At 50.5% G+C, this 15,076-nt stretch carries 15 protein-coding genes; 11 read left to right on the plus strand and 4 right to left on the minus strand.

The genetic code is table 11. The features are described from left to right. Positions 1–107: 107 nt before the first annotated feature. The 6 genes from HP15_RS00155 to HP15_RS00180 all read left to right on the plus strand — a co-directional run bounded on the left by HP15_RS00155 (position 108) and on the right by HP15_RS00180 (position 5,825). Positions 108–1,811: a methyl-accepting chemotaxis protein gene (locus tag HP15_RS00155; protein WP_206076543.1), complete on the plus strand. Its 1,704-nt coding sequence runs from the start codon at positions 108–110 to the stop codon at positions 1,809–1,811. A gap of 138 nt (positions 1,812–1,949) precedes the next feature. Continuing rightward, positions 1,950–2,171 carry a ferredoxin gene (locus HP15_RS00160; protein WP_041644825.1) on the plus strand — a complete coding sequence of 74 codons (222 nt, stop codon included), beginning with the start codon at positions 1,950–1,952 and terminating at the stop codon, positions 2,169–2,171. Between the two features lie 52 nt (positions 2,172–2,223). Next, positions 2,224–2,982 carry an SDR family NAD(P)-dependent oxidoreductase gene (locus HP15_RS00165; RefSeq protein WP_014575662.1) on the plus strand — a complete coding sequence of 253 codons (759 nt, stop codon included), beginning with the start codon at positions 2,224–2,226 and terminating at the stop codon, positions 2,980–2,982. 62 nt (positions 2,983–3,044) lie between these two features. Beyond that, on the plus strand, positions 3,045–3,986 hold the full coding sequence (locus HP15_RS00170; protein ID WP_041644826.1) for a VOC family protein: 942 nt from the start codon (positions 3,045–3,047) through the stop codon (positions 3,984–3,986). 4 nt (positions 3,987–3,990) lie between these two features. After that, positions 3,991–4,893 carry a fumarylacetoacetate hydrolase family protein gene (locus HP15_RS00175; protein WP_014575664.1) on the plus strand — a complete coding sequence of 301 codons (903 nt, stop codon included), beginning with the start codon at positions 3,991–3,993 and terminating at the stop codon, positions 4,891–4,893. 137 nt (positions 4,894–5,030) lie between these two features. Then, positions 5,031–5,825 (plus strand): IclR family transcriptional regulator, encoded by a 795-nt coding sequence (locus HP15_RS00180; protein ID WP_014575665.1) that lies wholly within the window; start codon positions 5,031–5,033, stop codon positions 5,823–5,825. 2 nt (positions 5,826–5,827) lie between these two features. On the opposite strand, the gene HP15_RS00185 is transcribed toward HP15_RS00180, so the two are convergent. Both HP15_RS00185 and HP15_RS00190 read right to left on the minus strand, forming a co-directional pair. Further along, positions 5,828–7,018 carry a thiolase family protein gene (locus tag HP15_RS00185; protein WP_014575666.1) on the minus strand — a complete coding sequence of 397 codons (1,191 nt, stop codon included), beginning with the start codon at positions 7,016–7,018 and terminating at the stop codon, positions 5,828–5,830. Positions 7,019–7,020: 2 nt separating this feature from the next. Further along, on the minus strand, positions 7,021–7,416 hold the full coding sequence (locus HP15_RS00190) for a Zn-ribbon domain-containing OB-fold protein (RefSeq protein WP_041644827.1): 396 nt from the start codon (positions 7,414–7,416) through the stop codon (positions 7,021–7,023). Between the two features lie 142 nt (positions 7,417–7,558). Between HP15_RS00190 and HP15_RS00195 the strand changes: the two genes are divergently transcribed. The 4 genes from HP15_RS00195 (at position 7,559) to HP15_RS00210 (ending at position 11,423) form a co-directional block, all read left to right on the plus strand. Next, positions 7,559–8,260, plus strand: coding sequence for an SDR family NAD(P)-dependent oxidoreductase (locus HP15_RS00195; protein ID WP_014575668.1), 702 nt, complete (start codon positions 7,559–7,561; stop codon positions 8,258–8,260). Positions 8,261–8,286: 26 nt separating this feature from the next. Next, positions 8,287–9,276, plus strand: a complete 990-nt coding sequence (locus HP15_RS00200) for a fumarylacetoacetate hydrolase family protein (RefSeq protein WP_014575669.1) — start codon at positions 8,287–8,289, stop codon at positions 9,274–9,276. 154 nt (positions 9,277–9,430) lie between these two features. Beyond that, the gene (locus tag HP15_RS00205; protein ID WP_041644829.1) at positions 9,431–10,828 is read left to right on the plus strand and encodes an aromatic ring-hydroxylating dioxygenase subunit alpha; all 1,398 of its coding nucleotides are present in this window, start codon (positions 9,431–9,433) and stop codon (positions 10,826–10,828) included. A 34-nt stretch (positions 10,829–10,862) separates the two neighbouring features. Further along, positions 10,863–11,423 (plus strand): aromatic-ring-hydroxylating dioxygenase subunit beta, encoded by a 561-nt coding sequence (locus tag HP15_RS00210; RefSeq protein WP_041644831.1) that lies wholly within the window; start codon positions 10,863–10,865, stop codon positions 11,421–11,423. 156 nt (positions 11,424–11,579) lie between these two features. On the opposite strand, the gene HP15_RS00215 is transcribed toward HP15_RS00210, so the two are convergent. Then, positions 11,580–12,305 carry a DUF2889 domain-containing protein gene (locus HP15_RS00215; RefSeq protein ID WP_041644832.1) on the minus strand — a complete coding sequence of 242 codons (726 nt, stop codon included), beginning with the start codon at positions 12,303–12,305 and terminating at the stop codon, positions 11,580–11,582. A 103-nt stretch (positions 12,306–12,408) separates the two neighbouring features. On the opposite strand from HP15_RS00215, the gene HP15_RS00220 reads away from it, so the two are divergent. Beyond that, positions 12,409–13,209 (plus strand): SDR family NAD(P)-dependent oxidoreductase, encoded by an 801-nt coding sequence (locus tag HP15_RS00220; RefSeq protein WP_014575673.1) that lies wholly within the window; start codon positions 12,409–12,411, stop codon positions 13,207–13,209. Between the two features lie 93 nt (positions 13,210–13,302). Here the strand turns inward: HP15_RS00220 and HP15_RS00225 are convergent, their stop codons facing one another. Further along, positions 13,303–14,934 carry an ATP-dependent acyl-CoA ligase gene (locus HP15_RS00225; RefSeq protein ID WP_014575674.1) on the minus strand — a complete coding sequence of 544 codons (1,632 nt, stop codon included), beginning with the start codon at positions 14,932–14,934 and terminating at the stop codon, positions 13,303–13,305. Between the last annotated feature and the right edge of the window lie 142 nt (positions 14,935–15,076).

The raw sequence follows: 15,076 nt of genomic DNA on the forward strand, positions 1-15,076 counted from the left end.
CGACCTTGTTTTTTGTTTTATGCGGGACTGAATGAATGCGTCCCACCTGTCTTGATTTCTGTATTTAGAACGGTAAGCTGACACCAGAATATTTCATGTGGTGCCCAATGTCTACAGCGGGTGTCGTTTCAGAAAAACAAGAAAGGGTCAGAGATAACGTGATGTCCTTGCTCGGTCGGTTCTCTATGGGTGCGAAGCTAATGTTCGCGCCAACGTTAATAGTTGTTCTGCTCATTGGGATCTCTGTGGTTGCTTATCAGGGGTTAAATCGCCAACAAAAAATTTTGGGGCAAATTGAAGCGACTCGTTTCTCTGAGTTGCAGCGAGGGTTGGAGGTTTCCTCCGCCTCTCAGGCTGCCATGGTTAGTTCCTATGCGGCGATCGTTCAGCTGATCAGGGCCCAAGGGAGTATTTCCAAGGAAGCATTGCAGTCCTATGTTGATGAAATGCAGGCGAGCGTAAACGACATGCTTGCTGGTGTGGCCACGACTGTAAATGCTGAAACGAAAATCAGTGAACAGGAACAGGCTCTTTATGAAAAGCTTGCAGAGCAGGCCGATTACTTCGCTCAAGGTATTAACGAATTAGGGCAGGCCATTCTTGAAAATCCGGCTCTGGCCTCCTCGCAGCTTGGGTATGTCCGTGCGGATTATAACCGATTGCAAGGACTTCTAGGCCAATTGATTGAGGAACAGAAAGCGTTGGCTGGCTCTTCATTCGAAGAGGCTAATGCCACGGCTGATAAAGTCGCGCTATCCCTGGAAGTTTCCATTCTTGTGGCAATCGTTTTGTCACTTCTAACGGCGCTGCTGGTTCGGCGCCAGGTTTTACGCGCGATCAAAGCCATAGAGCTTGCTGCGATGAGGTTAAAGGAAGGTGACCTCACTCATCGAGTGGAAATTATGGGGCGTGATGAGCTGGCTCAGACAGCGAGCGCTTTCAATGAATTGATAGATAGCCTCCAATATTCCGTCATGAAGGTCGTCCAGGTGTCCAGGTCGGTGGATGACTCTGCAGAGGCATTGGTTGGTACTTCTGACCTCGTTGCCGAGGGTGCTCAAAAACAAGCAGGTGCTGCTGTCGATGCCGCCAATACAATGGACCTGATGAGCCAGGAAATAGCTTCCATTGCGTCGCATGTCGAAGATCTAAGAGCTACAGCGCAGGAGAGTCTGCAGGGGTCCGAGGCTGGTCGGGATGCCCTTGATCGGCTGCTTCAAGAAATATCCCAGGTGAAAGATGCTTTCGCTTCGATCACTGATTCGGTCGGTGATTTCGTGTCCAGTACTACAGAGATCACTAACAGCATAAATCAGGTCAAGGATTTGTCAGGGCAGACCAACCTTTTGGCGCTTAATGCTGCGATCGAGGCTGCCCGTGCAGGTGAGAACGGTCGCGGGTTCAGTGTTGTTGCCGAGGAAGTTCGCAGTTTGGCGCAAAGGTCGGCGTTGGCGGCAAATTCAATTAACGAGCTTACCGAAAATCTTGAGGCTCAGTCGCACCGAGTGAACGTTGCTCTTGAGGAAGGGTCGTCCGCTCTTGACGGAAGTCAGTCTTTGCTCGAAGAGCTAGAGCGAGTGCTGTCGGAAGCAACTCGGCTAGTGGGAAGCTCTAATGACGGAGTGGATGAGATCGCTCAGGCGGTTCATAAGCAAAATAAAGGAGGGAAGGAAATAGCGGGGAGCATAGAGAGGATTGCTGAGATGGGTAAAGACGGAAATCAGATATCCCATACCGTGCGAACTTCAGTTGCTTCTCTGCGAGAGCTCTCCAAGGAGTTGGCGCAATCAGTGTCTCACTTTGAGACATAGACCGGCCAGAGCCTTCATTCGTGAGGTCGTTAGGGAAGTATAACGCCATGTTTTAAAAAGCAAGAAAAATTAGTTTTACAAAAAACAGAAAATTGTTCATTATTTGGGTGTCGCTGAACCCGATAAGAGGAAACAAATATGAGTTCGGATAAAAAAAGCCTCCGTGCCGTCGCTGATCGTGCAGCCTGCTGCGGTTATGGGCTTTGTGCTGCAATTTGCCCAGAGGTGTTCAAATTAGATGAAGATGGGCTGGTTTACTTTGAGGATGACAAGGTGACGCCAGAGCTCGAAGAGTCGGCACGTGAGGGTGTTGAGGCCTGTCCTGCTGAAGCAATTTGGCTTGAAGAGATCGAGGATTAACGCTCTTCGTCTTCGAATCGCTAATTTTTGGTTTCTTCAGAGGTTGTAGAGCATGGGACGTCTCGAAAATAAAGTGGCACTAATCACAGGCACCGGAGGTGGTCAGGGCCGGGTGGCAGCACTGCGCTTTGCCCAAGAAGGCGCCATTGTCGTTGGTTGCGATACCAATCAGGAAGAGCATGCAGCCACAGCAGCGTTATTGGCGAATGAAGGTTTTGTGCTCTATGGGGAGGCACCAGTTGATCTGGGAGACCCTGAGCAGGCTCGAATCTGGGTTGAAGCTGCAATAGAGAGGCACGGAGGTGTAGATATTCTCTACAACAATGCGTCTGCTGCTCGTTTTGCGCCTGTGAATGAAATGTCGGTGGAAGATTGGAGGTTCACTCTGAGAAACGAAGTGGATCTGCTGTTTTTTACCACCAAGTATGCTTGGACGTCATTGGCTGAGAGGAATGGAATCATCATCAATGTGTCTTCTACCGCAGCCTGGGGTGGATCGAAGGTGGCCGGAATCTCAGCTCATGCTGCGGCTAAGGGAGCTGTCGTCTCGTTCACGCGACAGTTGGCTGTTGAAGGTGCTCCGGTAGGTATTCGGGCTGTCAGTCTGAGCCCCGGGTTCGTCGCAACTCCGGGAACAGCTGAGTTCATGGAGAATCCCGAAATTCGCGCAGCCCTGCTGGATGGCGTGCTACTTGACCGCCCAGGACAGCCGGAAGAGGTTGTCGCAATGGCGTTATTCCTGGCGTCAAGTGAGGCTTCCTTCATTACCGGTTCAGATATCGTTATCGATGGTGGCCTCCTGGCCATCTGACCCGGGCTAGCACGTCGGTTGAAGTTGCGTGATTTTTAAACAATAAAATATTGGAGAAAGAAATGGACATTATCGGTATTGGCTACCTCGGATTTGAATGCACAGACCTTGAGGCATGGCGTAGCTACGGTCCTGAAGTGATGGGGTTCGGCATCGGTAATAATCCCGATAACGACCCGGATTCTCTCTATCTCCGAATGGATGACCGTCGGTTCCGGTTGGCCTTCCATCCCGGAGAAATCGATCGTTTGGCTTACATCGGCTGGGAAGCGAAGGGGCGGCTCGAATACATGGCCGCGTTAAAAAAATTCAGGGATGAAGGTATTGAATTCCAGATCGGAGATGAGGAGCTATGCCAGAAGCGTGGTGTGAAGGAATTGATCCGTTTCTTTGATCCTGTAGGCTTTCGTCATGAGCTTTTCTATGGTCAAAAATGGACACCTCAGTCTTTTGTGCCTGGTCGTCGCCATGGTGGGTACCTGGCTGGTAAGAGGGGGCTAGGCCATATTGTCTTGATGACCCCTGAATACAATCGGGAACTCGAGCACTTTTTGATCAATATTATGGGGTTCCGCTGGTATGGCTCGGGCGCTGGGAAGGGCAAGACCGGCTTCTTCCGCTCGAAATTGAACGATTACACAAGTCACGATATCGCATACGGCCATGCTCCTGGGCGGATGGGGGTTCATCACATTGGGGTGTTTGTTAACAGCATTCGGGACGTTGGTGAAACCTATGACATCGTGAAAGAGAAAGAACTGCAGCTGTTAATGACGCTGGGGCAACACTCTCAGGATCCTCATGTCTCTTTTTATCACTACAATCCGTCAGGATTTGCCTTTGAGTGTATTGGGGAAATCGAACCCTGGCATGACGACGGCTTTGAGCTGAATCCAGAGGTTATGAGTGTCTGGGGGCATGAAATGGTGGGACCAATGTTGGGTTCCTTCATTAAAACTCCCGAGGAAGTTCGCGACCCGGATTTCAAACCATCAAATCAGTAGTCCCATGCGAATTGGTCGCATAGGGGACTTGGAGGGGAATGTAGGCTGGGCTGCTCTGAATCCTGAGACTGGTTGTGCCCGCTGGATATTAGGTGCTTTTTCGGAGTGGGCAGTGTTGGCCTCCAAAGGAAAGCTTTCTGAAAAGAATCTTTCCGCCGAGCAGCTCCAGGCAGCGAGCTTCACTCTACTCGCTCCTATTGAACCGGGTGCGCGGATATTCGGTGTCGGTCTTAATTATCTCGAACACCTAAAGAAACTTGGCTCTGAAGCGCCTCCGCATCCTCTCTCCTATCTAAAGCCTGATTCTGCAATGGTAGGCCATCGCGAGGATGTGCTTTATCCTGCGGTGACGGAACAGTTGGATTACGAAATTGAGCTAGTCGCAGTCGTTGCCCGTGAGCTCGCTAACGTTCAATTTCCTTCGTCATGCCTTTTAGGTTACACCGTTGGAAATGATGTCAGTGCTCGGGATGCCGGTCAGGCGCTAGGGCGTTTGGATCTTTTTACTCAGAAAGCAATGGATCGCACTACGCCCGTTGGTCCATGGATAGAGACTGCTGATGGGGTAGGGGGAGTTGGCCAGCCGGAGCTCCACTTGATGATGACGGTGAACGGTCAAGTGCGTCAGCAGGGAAACACAAGGGATATGATCTTCTCTGTTGACGAGATTCTTAATTATCTGGATGCGCGCTGTGTTTTGAGGCCAGGTGATTTGGTATTCACTGGCTCGACCTCTGGTGTAGGATTGGAAACCGGAACTTTTTTAAAGCCCGGTGATCTTATGGAGGCGCGCATCGAGAGGATTGGCGTATTAAGTAATTCAATCGCAGCGCGCAGACAGTTATCTTGTTACCGAAAGCAGGGAGCGCTTGGAGCGCCAGGAAGGAGCTTTGAGAGCGAAATTTAGTCATTTTTAAAATTATTGTTCACTTTTGTCGATTGCAGGCTTCCATGTTGTTCAGTCTTGGAAAAGTGATGTCAAAATCATATTCTTGATATAGAATGCTTGAGGTGACATATACTTTTCCAAAGGAATGCTTCGCAATGGCTTCAGAGATCACCAGTGAAATCACTGCAAAAACGTCCAAAACCACTCCAGTTACGGTCAAGCCCGTTGTTAATGCTATACGGATCTTAAGATTCTTGAGTGAGTCCTCGGTTCCAGAACGGGCTGTCGATATCGCTCGCAAGCTTGATATCAATCCTAGTACCTGTTTCAACATCCTCCGGACCCTGGTCAATGAGGATATGGTTGAGTTTAGTCCGATGTCGAAACGTTATTCGGCCGGCCTTGGCTTGGCAAGGTTAGTAGAGCAATTCGTAACACAAGGTCAAAAAGTTCAACTGGCGAAGCCGCTACTTGAGGCCTTTGCCTCCAGTTCAAGGGTCACTGTCACACTGTGGCGACGAATGGGGAGTGATCGGATTGTAATAGTGAGCTCTGCCGCGTGCCCTACTGATGTTCGCATTGATATGACCGAAGGGCAGAGGCTTCCTATATTGATGGGCGCTAGTGGCCGCCTTTTCGCCTCTCAGCTGAGTCTTGAGAGTGAAGAGGTCAGAACCATGTTTGAGAAGATCCGATGGGGCATGCCGCTTTCCTTTGACGAATATTGTGCCCAGGTTACAGAGGCATCGAAGCGAGGCTGGGCGGTAGATGATGGTTATTTCTCAATCGGTATTCTCGCAGTCGCTGCACCGGTTTATTCATCCTCTGGCACCATAGATTTTACCGTTTCCGCAGTTATGTTCAGGGGCCAAAAGAATGACAAGGAGATTGCAGAGCTTGGTGAGTCCCTCTGCAATTTGGCCCGTGAACTGGAGAACGTTCTGTTTTAGGCTCAATCTTTTACTAGTAGCAGGCTTCCGCCGAGCGGCCCGCCGCCTGCAGCAGTAACCGCTACGTCATGTTCTGCTGTCTGGCGTTCCCCTGCTTTCCCCCAGAGTTGCAGGCATGCCTCGTGTACATAGCCTAATCCGTGAGTTCTACCGCCGGAAAGCTGGCCGCCATTGGTATTTATGGGAAGAGCGCCGTCCAGGGCAATCCGGTGACCGCCTTCGATGAAGGAACCACTCTCTCCCTTGGGACAAAGGTTGAGTGCTTCTAACCAAATCATCGTGAGTATTGAAAACCCGTCGTATAGTTGTGCCGACCCGACATCGGATGGCTTGAGATCCGTTCGAGACCACATCATTTTGCCAACATCAAAAGCGGCTCCCTCGGTGAGTGAGACCTGGTCCCATGACCACGGTTGGTGAAGCGCTGAGCCTATTGCTTCAATGTGAATCGGCGAATTCGGCAAGTCCCGAGCTATGTCCTTCCGCGATAAAATGATTGCAGTAGAGGCGTCACAATGGACGTCGCAATCATAGAGTCGCAAAGGGCTGGAAATAACCCTGGAGCTCATGTAGTCATCCATCGTCATCGGGGTGCGATAGATTGCTTTAGGGTTGAGCTGGGCATTGCGGCGTGCATTTAATGCAATCTGTGCCATTTGTTCGGGCTTGGTCCCGTAATCGTGGAAATGTCTTTGCGCGTACATTGCCACGAGGTTGCTGGCTGATAACACATTGAATGGTGTGTACCATTGCCACGCGAAACTGTTGTCCCTTCCCTGCGTCTTGTTGCTGAGCGCAGAGGCGCCTTTATTCACGCGTCTCGCGGACGACTCAGTGATTGTTCGAAAAACAAGTACGTGGCGACACAGACCGGTGGCGATTGCCATAGCACCATTAATGATTCCTGCCAAAGGTCCTGGTCCTTCGTAACCTCCGCCGAACCAGTTCACTTTAAGGCCAAGAGCGTTCTGGAGGGCGCTAGGTCCGACGGGGGAGAAGCTGTTCCCATTATTATTGTCTCCGGGCCAGCACGCGATACCGTCAATATCCTCGCGCTGCAAACCTGCATCTGAAATAGCCTCTAGACAAGCGTCTACAGTAAGTTGCATACCAGATAAGTCGGACGGGCGAGCAACCTCTGACTGGCCGATCCCGGTGATGGCGACGTCTTTTTCGTACAGGCGATCAAACATCCTTACTCCTTAGTAAAAAGAGGCAGCCAGACGTCGTCTTCCTGCCGAAACCTTACCCTCACAGGCATGCCGATAAACACCTCATCGACGTCTACATCTTCGATGTTGGTAACAAAGCGGAGCCCTGGCTGCTCTTCCAGCTCAACGATCGCGATCACGAACGGCTCGTTCAGCTCTGGGGTCCATGGCTGCCTATTAATCGTGAAGCTGGCGATCTTGCCTCTACCGGAGACTCGCCGAGGATATACATCCTTGCTTACACAATTTGGACAGACAGAGCCAGGAGGGTGAAAAAATTGAGTGCACGAGTGGCAATAATGAATCAGCAGGGCATTGCTTTTGCCTCCTTGCCAAAACGCGCAATTATCGTCGTTTAACGCCGGAAGTTTTCTTGGCATTGCTGAGTTCCCAAAGTAGACCTCGATAGTCTGCCAAGCTTATCAATTGCACAAAAAATAAAAAAGTGTTCTAATTCAAAAAAGATTGCGATAGCCTAGGCTCAACATCCGATAACAACATCAATCAACGGAGGTTTCTCCAATGAATCGCCAACTTGACGGGAAAACAGTCATTGTTACAGGTGCTTTCGGTGTGCTTGGGCGGGCTCTTTCATCCGTGCTCAAAGATCGTGGGGCCCGCGTGGCCGGGCTGGATTTGAGTGCATGTCCCAGTGATTTGCAGGCTGAAGAAAACTTTTTGCCGATCGGTGGTGTCAATTTAACCGAGGAGTCATCCGCAAAAGATGCATTGGCCTCTGTAGCCGAAAAATTCCAGCGGATTGACTGCATTGTGAATGTCGCCGGCGGCTTCGCGTGGGAGACGTTCGAGCAGGGCTCGCTGGATACCTGGGATGTTCAATATCAAATGAATCTACGAACCGCCGTTGTGGCCACCCATTCCGCACTCCCTTATTTATTGAGCTCTGGCAATGCCCGTGTTGTAAACGTGAGTGCACTTGCTGCCCTCAAAGCGGGTTTGGGCGTGTCTGCTTATGCGGCCGCAAAGGCGGGTGTCGCGCGCTTTACCGAGTCGCTCGCAGAAGAGCTAAAGCATCGGAACGTGACTGTTAATGCGGTTATGCCAAGTATTATCGATACTCCGAATAATCGGGAGGCGATGGCCGATGCTGATTTCTCCACTTGGGTGAATCCTGAGGCCCTTGCGGGGGTTATTTCATTCCTTCTGTCGGACGAAGGAAGTGTTATTACCGGAGCCTGCCTGCCAGTACCCGGGCGTGTCTAAAAGTCTACAGAGTCACGGAGAATACAATGAGGTTGGTCACTTTTGTTGGGGAGAGCGGCATTGAAAAAGCTGGCGCGCTTATCGACGGCGGTCAGGCGGTCCTTGATCTCCAACGGGCCTACACGTTGACCAGGGGCGGAGAACTCCAAGCGCTCTCTAGCGTTCTGGCGCTTGCCGAAGCGGGCAAGCCCGAGCAAGATCTTGCACGCTCTCTCGTCGAGAAGGCTCCGTTTGATGCGGTTACAAGTCGTTCGGTAGTTCGGCTCCGAGCACCAATTCAGCCTCCGCCGCAGATGAGGGATTTTTCGTGTTTTGAATTGCACCTTCGTCAGAGCTTTGCCGCTGCTCGGCGCGCCAGGGCGCTCCGTACTCCAGATCCTGAAGCTACATTGAAAGCCATGAATACGAGCGCGGATGATCGCGTTATCGAAGTATTCAATCGCCAACCGATTTATTACAAATGCAATAGGTTTGCGGTAATCGGCGCCGACGATCATTTTGAGTGGCCCAGCTTTAGTAAAGCTCTGGATTTTGAGCTGGAGTTCGGCTGCTATATCGGTAAGCCGGGGAAAGACATTTCGAGGGACGCAGCCCGTGAACACATCTTCGGGTACACGATCTTCAACGACATTTCCGCCAGGGATATGCAGTCTAAAGAAATGGGCGGTATGTTGGGACCGGCAAAAGGCAAGGATTTTGACACCGCAAACGTTATGGGGCCTTGTCTGGTAACCGCTGATGAACTCGAAGATCCTTACAACCTTGAGATGATAGCTCGGGTAAATGGCGAAGAATGGGGGCGGGGAAATACGAGAGATATGCGGTGGAAGTTTGAAGACGTTATTACTCATGTATCTCAGTCCGAAACACTACACAGTGGCGAGTTTCTTGGATCGGGCACTGTAGGGAATGGCTGTGGATTGGAGCAACTGCGGTATTTGCAGCGCGGAGATGTTGTTGAGCTTGAAGTTGAGAAGCTTGGGATACTAAGGACCCAAGTTGGCACGGCAGACTGATTTGGGGCGAATTTGAGAGAGCTGTTGGCTGGGCTGGACAAAAGGCTGGCCGCGGTTTTGAGGGAAACCTGGCAGTGAGACGTTACTTTAGAGCTACGCAACGGGCGTTAGGTCAATGAGTGGCTCTGAAGACTAGACAAAAATGGAGGCGGATATGCTAACAAGAACTAATCCGGTGCTTTCGGACGGTACACCGGTTTCTGACCTGATCTACCCAGATACACGTGAAGTCCAAATGCGTGTTCTGTCGGACCGAGAAATCTATCAGCTCGAAATGGAGAAGGTATTTGGAAAGACTTGGCTGATGCTTGGACACGAGTCTGAGATTCCAAACCCAGGCGATTTCATGGTTCGCGACATGGGTGAGGACTCAGTGATCGTGACGCGGGACAAAAGCGGCGAAGTTCATGTTCTTCTGAACGTATGTCCTCATCGGGGCATGAGAGTGGCGCTCACTGATTGCGGTAACAGCCAGATCCACAAATGTATTTACCATGGTTGGGCGTTTCGTCCGAATGGTGACTTTATTGGTGCGCCCGTCGAAAAGGAAAAAATGCATGGTTCGATGCTTGAAAAGTCTGAGCTCGGACTGAAGCGTGCACGATGCACTCTATATGGTGGTCTCATCTTCGCTACATGGAATATCGAGGGGCCTTCTTTCGACGAATTCCTCGGCGATGCGAAGTGGTACTACGATATGCTTTTCCTTCGCAGCGATAAAGGCATGGAAGTTTTGGGGCCTCCCCAGCGGTTCATCGTTAATGCCAACTGGAAAACAGCGGGAGAGCAGTCGGCGGCCGATGGTTTTCATACGTTGACGCTCCATCGCTGGCTTGGCGAGATCGGCAACTACTCCAAGAAGGGCGAAGGTGAAGGTGACGGCGCAGATCTGAGCCCTGAGATGTATGGTGTAGAAGTTAGCTCACCCCATGGGCATGCGCTCCGTTGCATTGACCTGGCGCGAAAGATTCGCCGGATTACTGGCCTTGATCCTGAAAAACTCTCTGTCGAGGAGAAGCTCGAAGCCCTCCCGCCTGCGGGCATGACAGTAGAGATGGTCGATCAGCTGAAACGTAATCTCTCGGAGGACCAGCTTAAGGTTCTTACCTCCATGCCGCCGCAAGTTGGAGGCATGTTTCCAAACATTCTGTTTGGGTTCGTCTATATCCCGCAGCCAGACGGCTCTGTCGTGGGTTCGATGACGATGCACACCTATATTCCGCGTGGTCCCGATAAGCTCGAGTTCTGTAACTGGATTTTCGCCGAGAAAGACGCTCCGCCCGAACTTCGACAGAAAATGTTGGAACAGACTGTTCAACTGTTTGGCACCTCTGGAATGGTAGAGCAGGATGACTCTGATACGTGGCCTCATATGACGCTCTCTGCGAAAGGTGCTATGGGCAAACATATCACTATGAAGTATCAAGCGGTCTATGAAACCGGAGCGCCTGAGGGATGGCCGGGCCCCGGGATTGTCAATGAAGGGTTTACCAAAGATGACACCCAGTGGCACTGGTGGCTCTATTGGAATGAACTCATGAACGCTGATTAATACTAATTGTTGATTACAATAAACGAGGCCTGTGATGGATACAGTTCAGCAAAAACAAGCCGATTCAAACGAAAAAGCCTACATTCCGATTGGCTCAGAGGCATACAACGAGATCGTTACGTTCCTATACGAAGAGGCGATGTTGCTCGACAATCTTCGCCTTCAGGAATGGGGCGAAAGGCTCGCGACAGACTTGGTTTACACGGCACCTCTTCGTCATACTCGTTGGGGCGTAGACCACGAGAAAAGCTATATTCGAACGGTTCAACACTTTCATGATAACTACCGCTCTATACTAGGTAGGATCATGCGGTTAACGGGGAAAAGTGCTTGGGCAGAAGATCCCCCCAGCAGGACGCGCCGGCTAATAACGAATGTTCTTGTTCAGCAGGGCGCTTCAGAGAATGAGTATACTGTAACTAGCTATCTAATGATGACCCGGAGTCGTTTTAGCGACGAACACGTTGATGTGATCAGCTGTGAACGTAGGGATGTTATTCGACGTGAAGATAGCGGTGAGCTTAAGCTGGCTCGTCGTGAGGCGCTTCTTGATCAATCCGTTTTAGGAACACCCAACCTGGCGGTTTTCCTCTAATTCACAATCTTGTTTGTACCCTTTTTAGCCTGCCCTCGCGGCGGGCTTTTTTCGTCGACTCTCCTGGGAATGTGAGTCAGAGTACTGAGGGTAGATATCTCAAGTTTCCCAGGAGCCAAATTGTACGATATCGGCTTAGCTCCAATTCTGTGGAGATCAATTACCTTGCAGCCAATCTTGATCCTGAAGACAAAGCTTCTCTGGTGAGTTCGTAAAATCCAGTGTTGACCCTTTGACTCTGATTGCTTGCGCGGCCCTTACCGGTTGTTGGCTGAAGCAGACTCCCGTCGGTCTTGCGTGGTCTTGTAAGTCCAGGTCATGCTCACGGCCACGAGAAATAATCACACTTCGACGAAGTATCAGGGCTGCTTCAGACATTTCCGGATTCAGGTTTTTGATCGCCCAGCTCGCCATGCCATGGGTCAGGTCGACGCCTTCAAAGAGAGAAGGTTTCAGGATTATCGTTCCTTCAACTTCCCATTCCAGATACGGCTTACCGTTCCGCATTAGTGTAGCGGTTGTTCTTCCGGCGTTGCGCATAGGAACGGTGATATCGTAAATGAGCCTTGAGTCTCGTCGACTCGCTGCAGCTATTGCCAGGCCAGCAAGATCCAGCATGTGAGTGCATTGATGGCGAGGGTCAGTATGGCGAGTTACGCTATGAGCAATCTCTGTTAACGACATTCCTTCAAGCGATTTGAGTGGATCGGCAGCAGCAGGACACGCTGAATATGGGTAGCGATCTCCAAAACCCTGCACCCGGGTAACTGTCCCGTTGAGATAGTTCAGTCCTACCCGGAAATGATGGAAATCATCTTCGAGAGAGGCCCTGATCTCATTTCCACTGACTGAGTTAATCTCTATTCTGCGTCTGAAAATCATTGAACATCCCCTGCCTAACGAAATGGGTTTGGGCTGGATGGCAACCCAAATATATAATAACATGAACACTAACAAAAAAAGTGTTCACAAATAGGCGGAAATTATGAATCTTCTTGAGAATAAAGTGGCTCTGATTACTGGAGCAGGTGGTGGTATTGGAGAAGGTGTAGCGCGTTACTTCGTTAAACAAGGTGCTGCCGTCATTATTGCGGAGTTGAGCGAGCAGCTTGGAGAGGCTGTTGCAGCTGATCTGAGGGCCCAAGGAGGCAAAGCACTCTTTTGCCATACCGACGTTTCGAACAAATCGTCTATTGAAAATGCAGTGGCGACGGCAGTTGATCACTTTGGCTCGATCGATGTTTTGGTAAACAATGCGTTTGCTCCGACTCCAAACGTTAAGTTGGAAGAGAAAACCGATGAAATGTTGACTCAAACGCTGAACACAACGGTTTGGGCTGCTTGGTGGGCGATGAAGGCTGCTTTTCCTCACATGTGTGAAAGAGGTGGAGGGTCTATCGTTAATTTTTACTCAATAGATACGGAGATTGGGGCTTGGTTGCATGGCGACTACAATACGGCCAAATCAGCGATCCTAGGTTTAACCCGCAGTGCCGCCGCCGAGTGGGGGCGCTTCAATATCCGGGCAAACGCAATTGCGCCAACCGCAATGGGAGCTACGTTCCATAAGTTGGCTGCCGAGAATCCTGGATTCGAGGAGCGATCTGCAGCTATGCGTCCATTGGGGCGGTGTGGAGAGCCAGAAGCAGATATTGGACCGGTTGTTGCGTTTCTTGCGTCTGAGATGTCCCGCTTTGTAACCGGAGAGTCAATTCACGTAGATGGAGGGTTGCACTTGCCTGGTTACAATTCCCGGCCAGCGGAAGTTCCAGTTAGAGAGTATTGATAGTCGCTTCGTCCAATCGCAGCTTTCAGCCGACAATAATTGAAAGTTTACGAACGCATGCCATCAACTTAAGGCATGCGTTCGTGCAGTTGTTTAGCTTTTGCTTACTTTGATTTCGGTGTCTTCTAAATCCCACGTAGAGGCTGTTTTCCCCTCATCTCTCAGCTGATATTTCAGAATCCGTCCCTGAGGATTCTTCGGAAATTCCTTCCGAAATTCGATGTAGCGTGGCAGTGCATAGTAAGGAACGGCTTCTGTTGCCCAGAAGAAAAGCTCCTCCTCGGTAAGCTCGGTACCCTCGTGAAGGATAGCAGTAACTTTTACGTCATCTTCACCTTTGTCGGAGAGCACCGCGTGGACAGCAACTTCTGCGATCGCAGGATGATTGCTAAACGCAGACTCCACTTCAAAGCTAGAAATATTCTCGCCTCGGCGGCGGAGATAGTCTTTCTTTCGGTCTACAAAGTAGAAAAAGCCATCCTCGTCGAACTTTCCAATATCGCCCGTGTGGAACCACATGTTTTTCATGGCGTTGAGTGTAGCCTCTGGGCGTCTCCAATAGCCCTGAAACATGATATCTGGTCTTAGTGGACGAACTACGATTTCCCCTGCTTGGTTTGCTGGAAGCTCGTTGTCGTTCTCATCAACGATCCGAACGTCGAAATCCGGAATGCGTTTTCCGGAAGACCCTGGTTTCGCGTATTCTCCAGCAGGTAAAGAAGTGATGACGCATGCTTCCGTGAGCCCGTATCCGTTTCCACCAACAAGCCGGGCGCCAAAACGTTTCCGCCAGATTTCTTTGGTTTCCTCTGTATAGGGGTTTCCACGAGCGGTATGAATCTGACCGTAGCACCGCTTCATGGAGCTATTGTCGGGGGCTTGTGCAAGCAGTCCGCCCATACCGCCCAGAATTGACGCGATCGTGGCGCCGCTTCTCTCCACTTCCGGCCAGAAATTGGACACGGAAAACCGCGGAAGAATCGCTACCCGCGCTCCAACCAATAGTGTAGCGATGACGCCGACGCAGAGCGCATTCATGTGAAAGAGTGGCAGTGGAGTTATCGTGACATCCTTTTCTGTCGCCGGTCCCGCCATAAGTTGAAGCCGCGCCAAGTTACACATGAAATTGTAACTAACCATGCATCCTTTAGACGGCCCGGTGGTTCCGGATGTATAAATTAGGCAGGCCAAATCCGCCGGGTCAGGCTTCTCAGTAATGGGAGTCTCGTTGGTGCCTCGATGGTCTTCTAATGACTCAACTTTAATAGTGCAATCAAGCGTGTCTTCGAGAGACTCGCGATGGAGTATCAGCTCTAATTTTTCGAGCTGGTCACTAATTTGGGCAACTCGATCAAGATACTTCGATTCACAGATCATTAGCGCGGAGTCAGCATCGGCGATCTGGTGGCGCAAAAATTCTCCGCGTAAAGCTGTATTAAGAGGCACGCTGACAGCGCTCAGCTTATTGATGGCCAGCCAACAGACTACGGCGTCAATATTGTTGTCGAGCATGGAAACGACCGTATCGCCTCGACTTACCCCAAGATCTGATAGTGAGTTGGCAAGTTTGGTTGATAGCGAATCAACTTCTCGATAAGTGTAAAAAGTCCCGCTAAAATCTAGAAAAATTCGGTCAGGATGGCTTGCTACTGCTCTATCCAGCGCTGCGACAACGGTGTCACGTTCTCCGACTGACCAGGTTTCTGGGTTTCCGGTACCACTCATAGTGATTCTCCTTCAGGTGCAGCTCTATCAAAGAGCGTCCGAGTTTTATTTTAAATGGAGAATTCAATTCTATATTTTATTTTACGCCTTGTCTCTAGAGAAGTTGAACAGAAAATGCTGAATATGCCTAGTTTAAGTGTTA

Source organism: Marinobacter adhaerens HP15, from assembly GCF_000166295.1.
GTDB lineage: Bacteria > Pseudomonadota > Gammaproteobacteria > Pseudomonadales > Oleiphilaceae > Marinobacter > Marinobacter adhaerens.

Coding starts and splice junctions, on each gene's coding strand:
- HP15_RS00155 (WP_206076543.1), top strand. CDS start 108: ATGTCTACAGCGGGTGTCGTTTCAGAAAAACAAGAAAGGGTCAGAGAT.
- HP15_RS00160 (WP_041644825.1), top strand. CDS start 1,950: ATGAGTTCGGATAAAAAAAGCCTCCGTGCCGTCGCTGATCGTGCAGCC.
- HP15_RS00165 (WP_014575662.1), top strand. CDS start 2,224: ATGGGACGTCTCGAAAATAAAGTGGCACTAATCACAGGCACCGGAGGT.
- HP15_RS00170 (WP_041644826.1), top strand. CDS start 3,045: ATGGACATTATCGGTATTGGCTACCTCGGATTTGAATGCACAGACCTT.
- HP15_RS00175 (WP_014575664.1), top strand. CDS start 3,991: ATGCGAATTGGTCGCATAGGGGACTTGGAGGGGAATGTAGGCTGGGCT.
- HP15_RS00180 (WP_014575665.1), top strand. CDS start 5,031: ATGGCTTCAGAGATCACCAGTGAAATCACTGCAAAAACGTCCAAAACC.
- HP15_RS00185 (WP_014575666.1), bottom strand. CDS start 7,018: ATGTTTGATCGCCTGTACGAAAAAGACGTCGCCATCACCGGGATCGGC.
- HP15_RS00190 (WP_041644827.1), bottom strand. CDS start 7,416: ATGCCAAGAAAACTTCCGGCGTTAAACGACGATAATTGCGCGTTTTGG.
- HP15_RS00195 (WP_014575668.1), top strand. CDS start 7,559: ATGAATCGCCAACTTGACGGGAAAACAGTCATTGTTACAGGTGCTTTC.
- HP15_RS00200 (WP_014575669.1), top strand. CDS start 8,287: ATGAGGTTGGTCACTTTTGTTGGGGAGAGCGGCATTGAAAAAGCTGGC.
- HP15_RS00205 (WP_041644829.1), top strand. CDS start 9,431: ATGCTAACAAGAACTAATCCGGTGCTTTCGGACGGTACACCGGTTTCT.
- HP15_RS00210 (WP_041644831.1), top strand. CDS start 10,863: ATGGATACAGTTCAGCAAAAACAAGCCGATTCAAACGAAAAAGCCTAC.
- HP15_RS00215 (WP_041644832.1), bottom strand. CDS start 12,305: ATGATTTTCAGACGCAGAATAGAGATTAACTCAGTCAGTGGAAATGAG.
- HP15_RS00220 (WP_014575673.1), top strand. CDS start 12,409: ATGAATCTTCTTGAGAATAAAGTGGCTCTGATTACTGGAGCAGGTGGT.
- HP15_RS00225 (WP_014575674.1), bottom strand. CDS start 14,934: ATGAGTGGTACCGGAAACCCAGAAACCTGGTCAGTCGGAGAACGTGAC.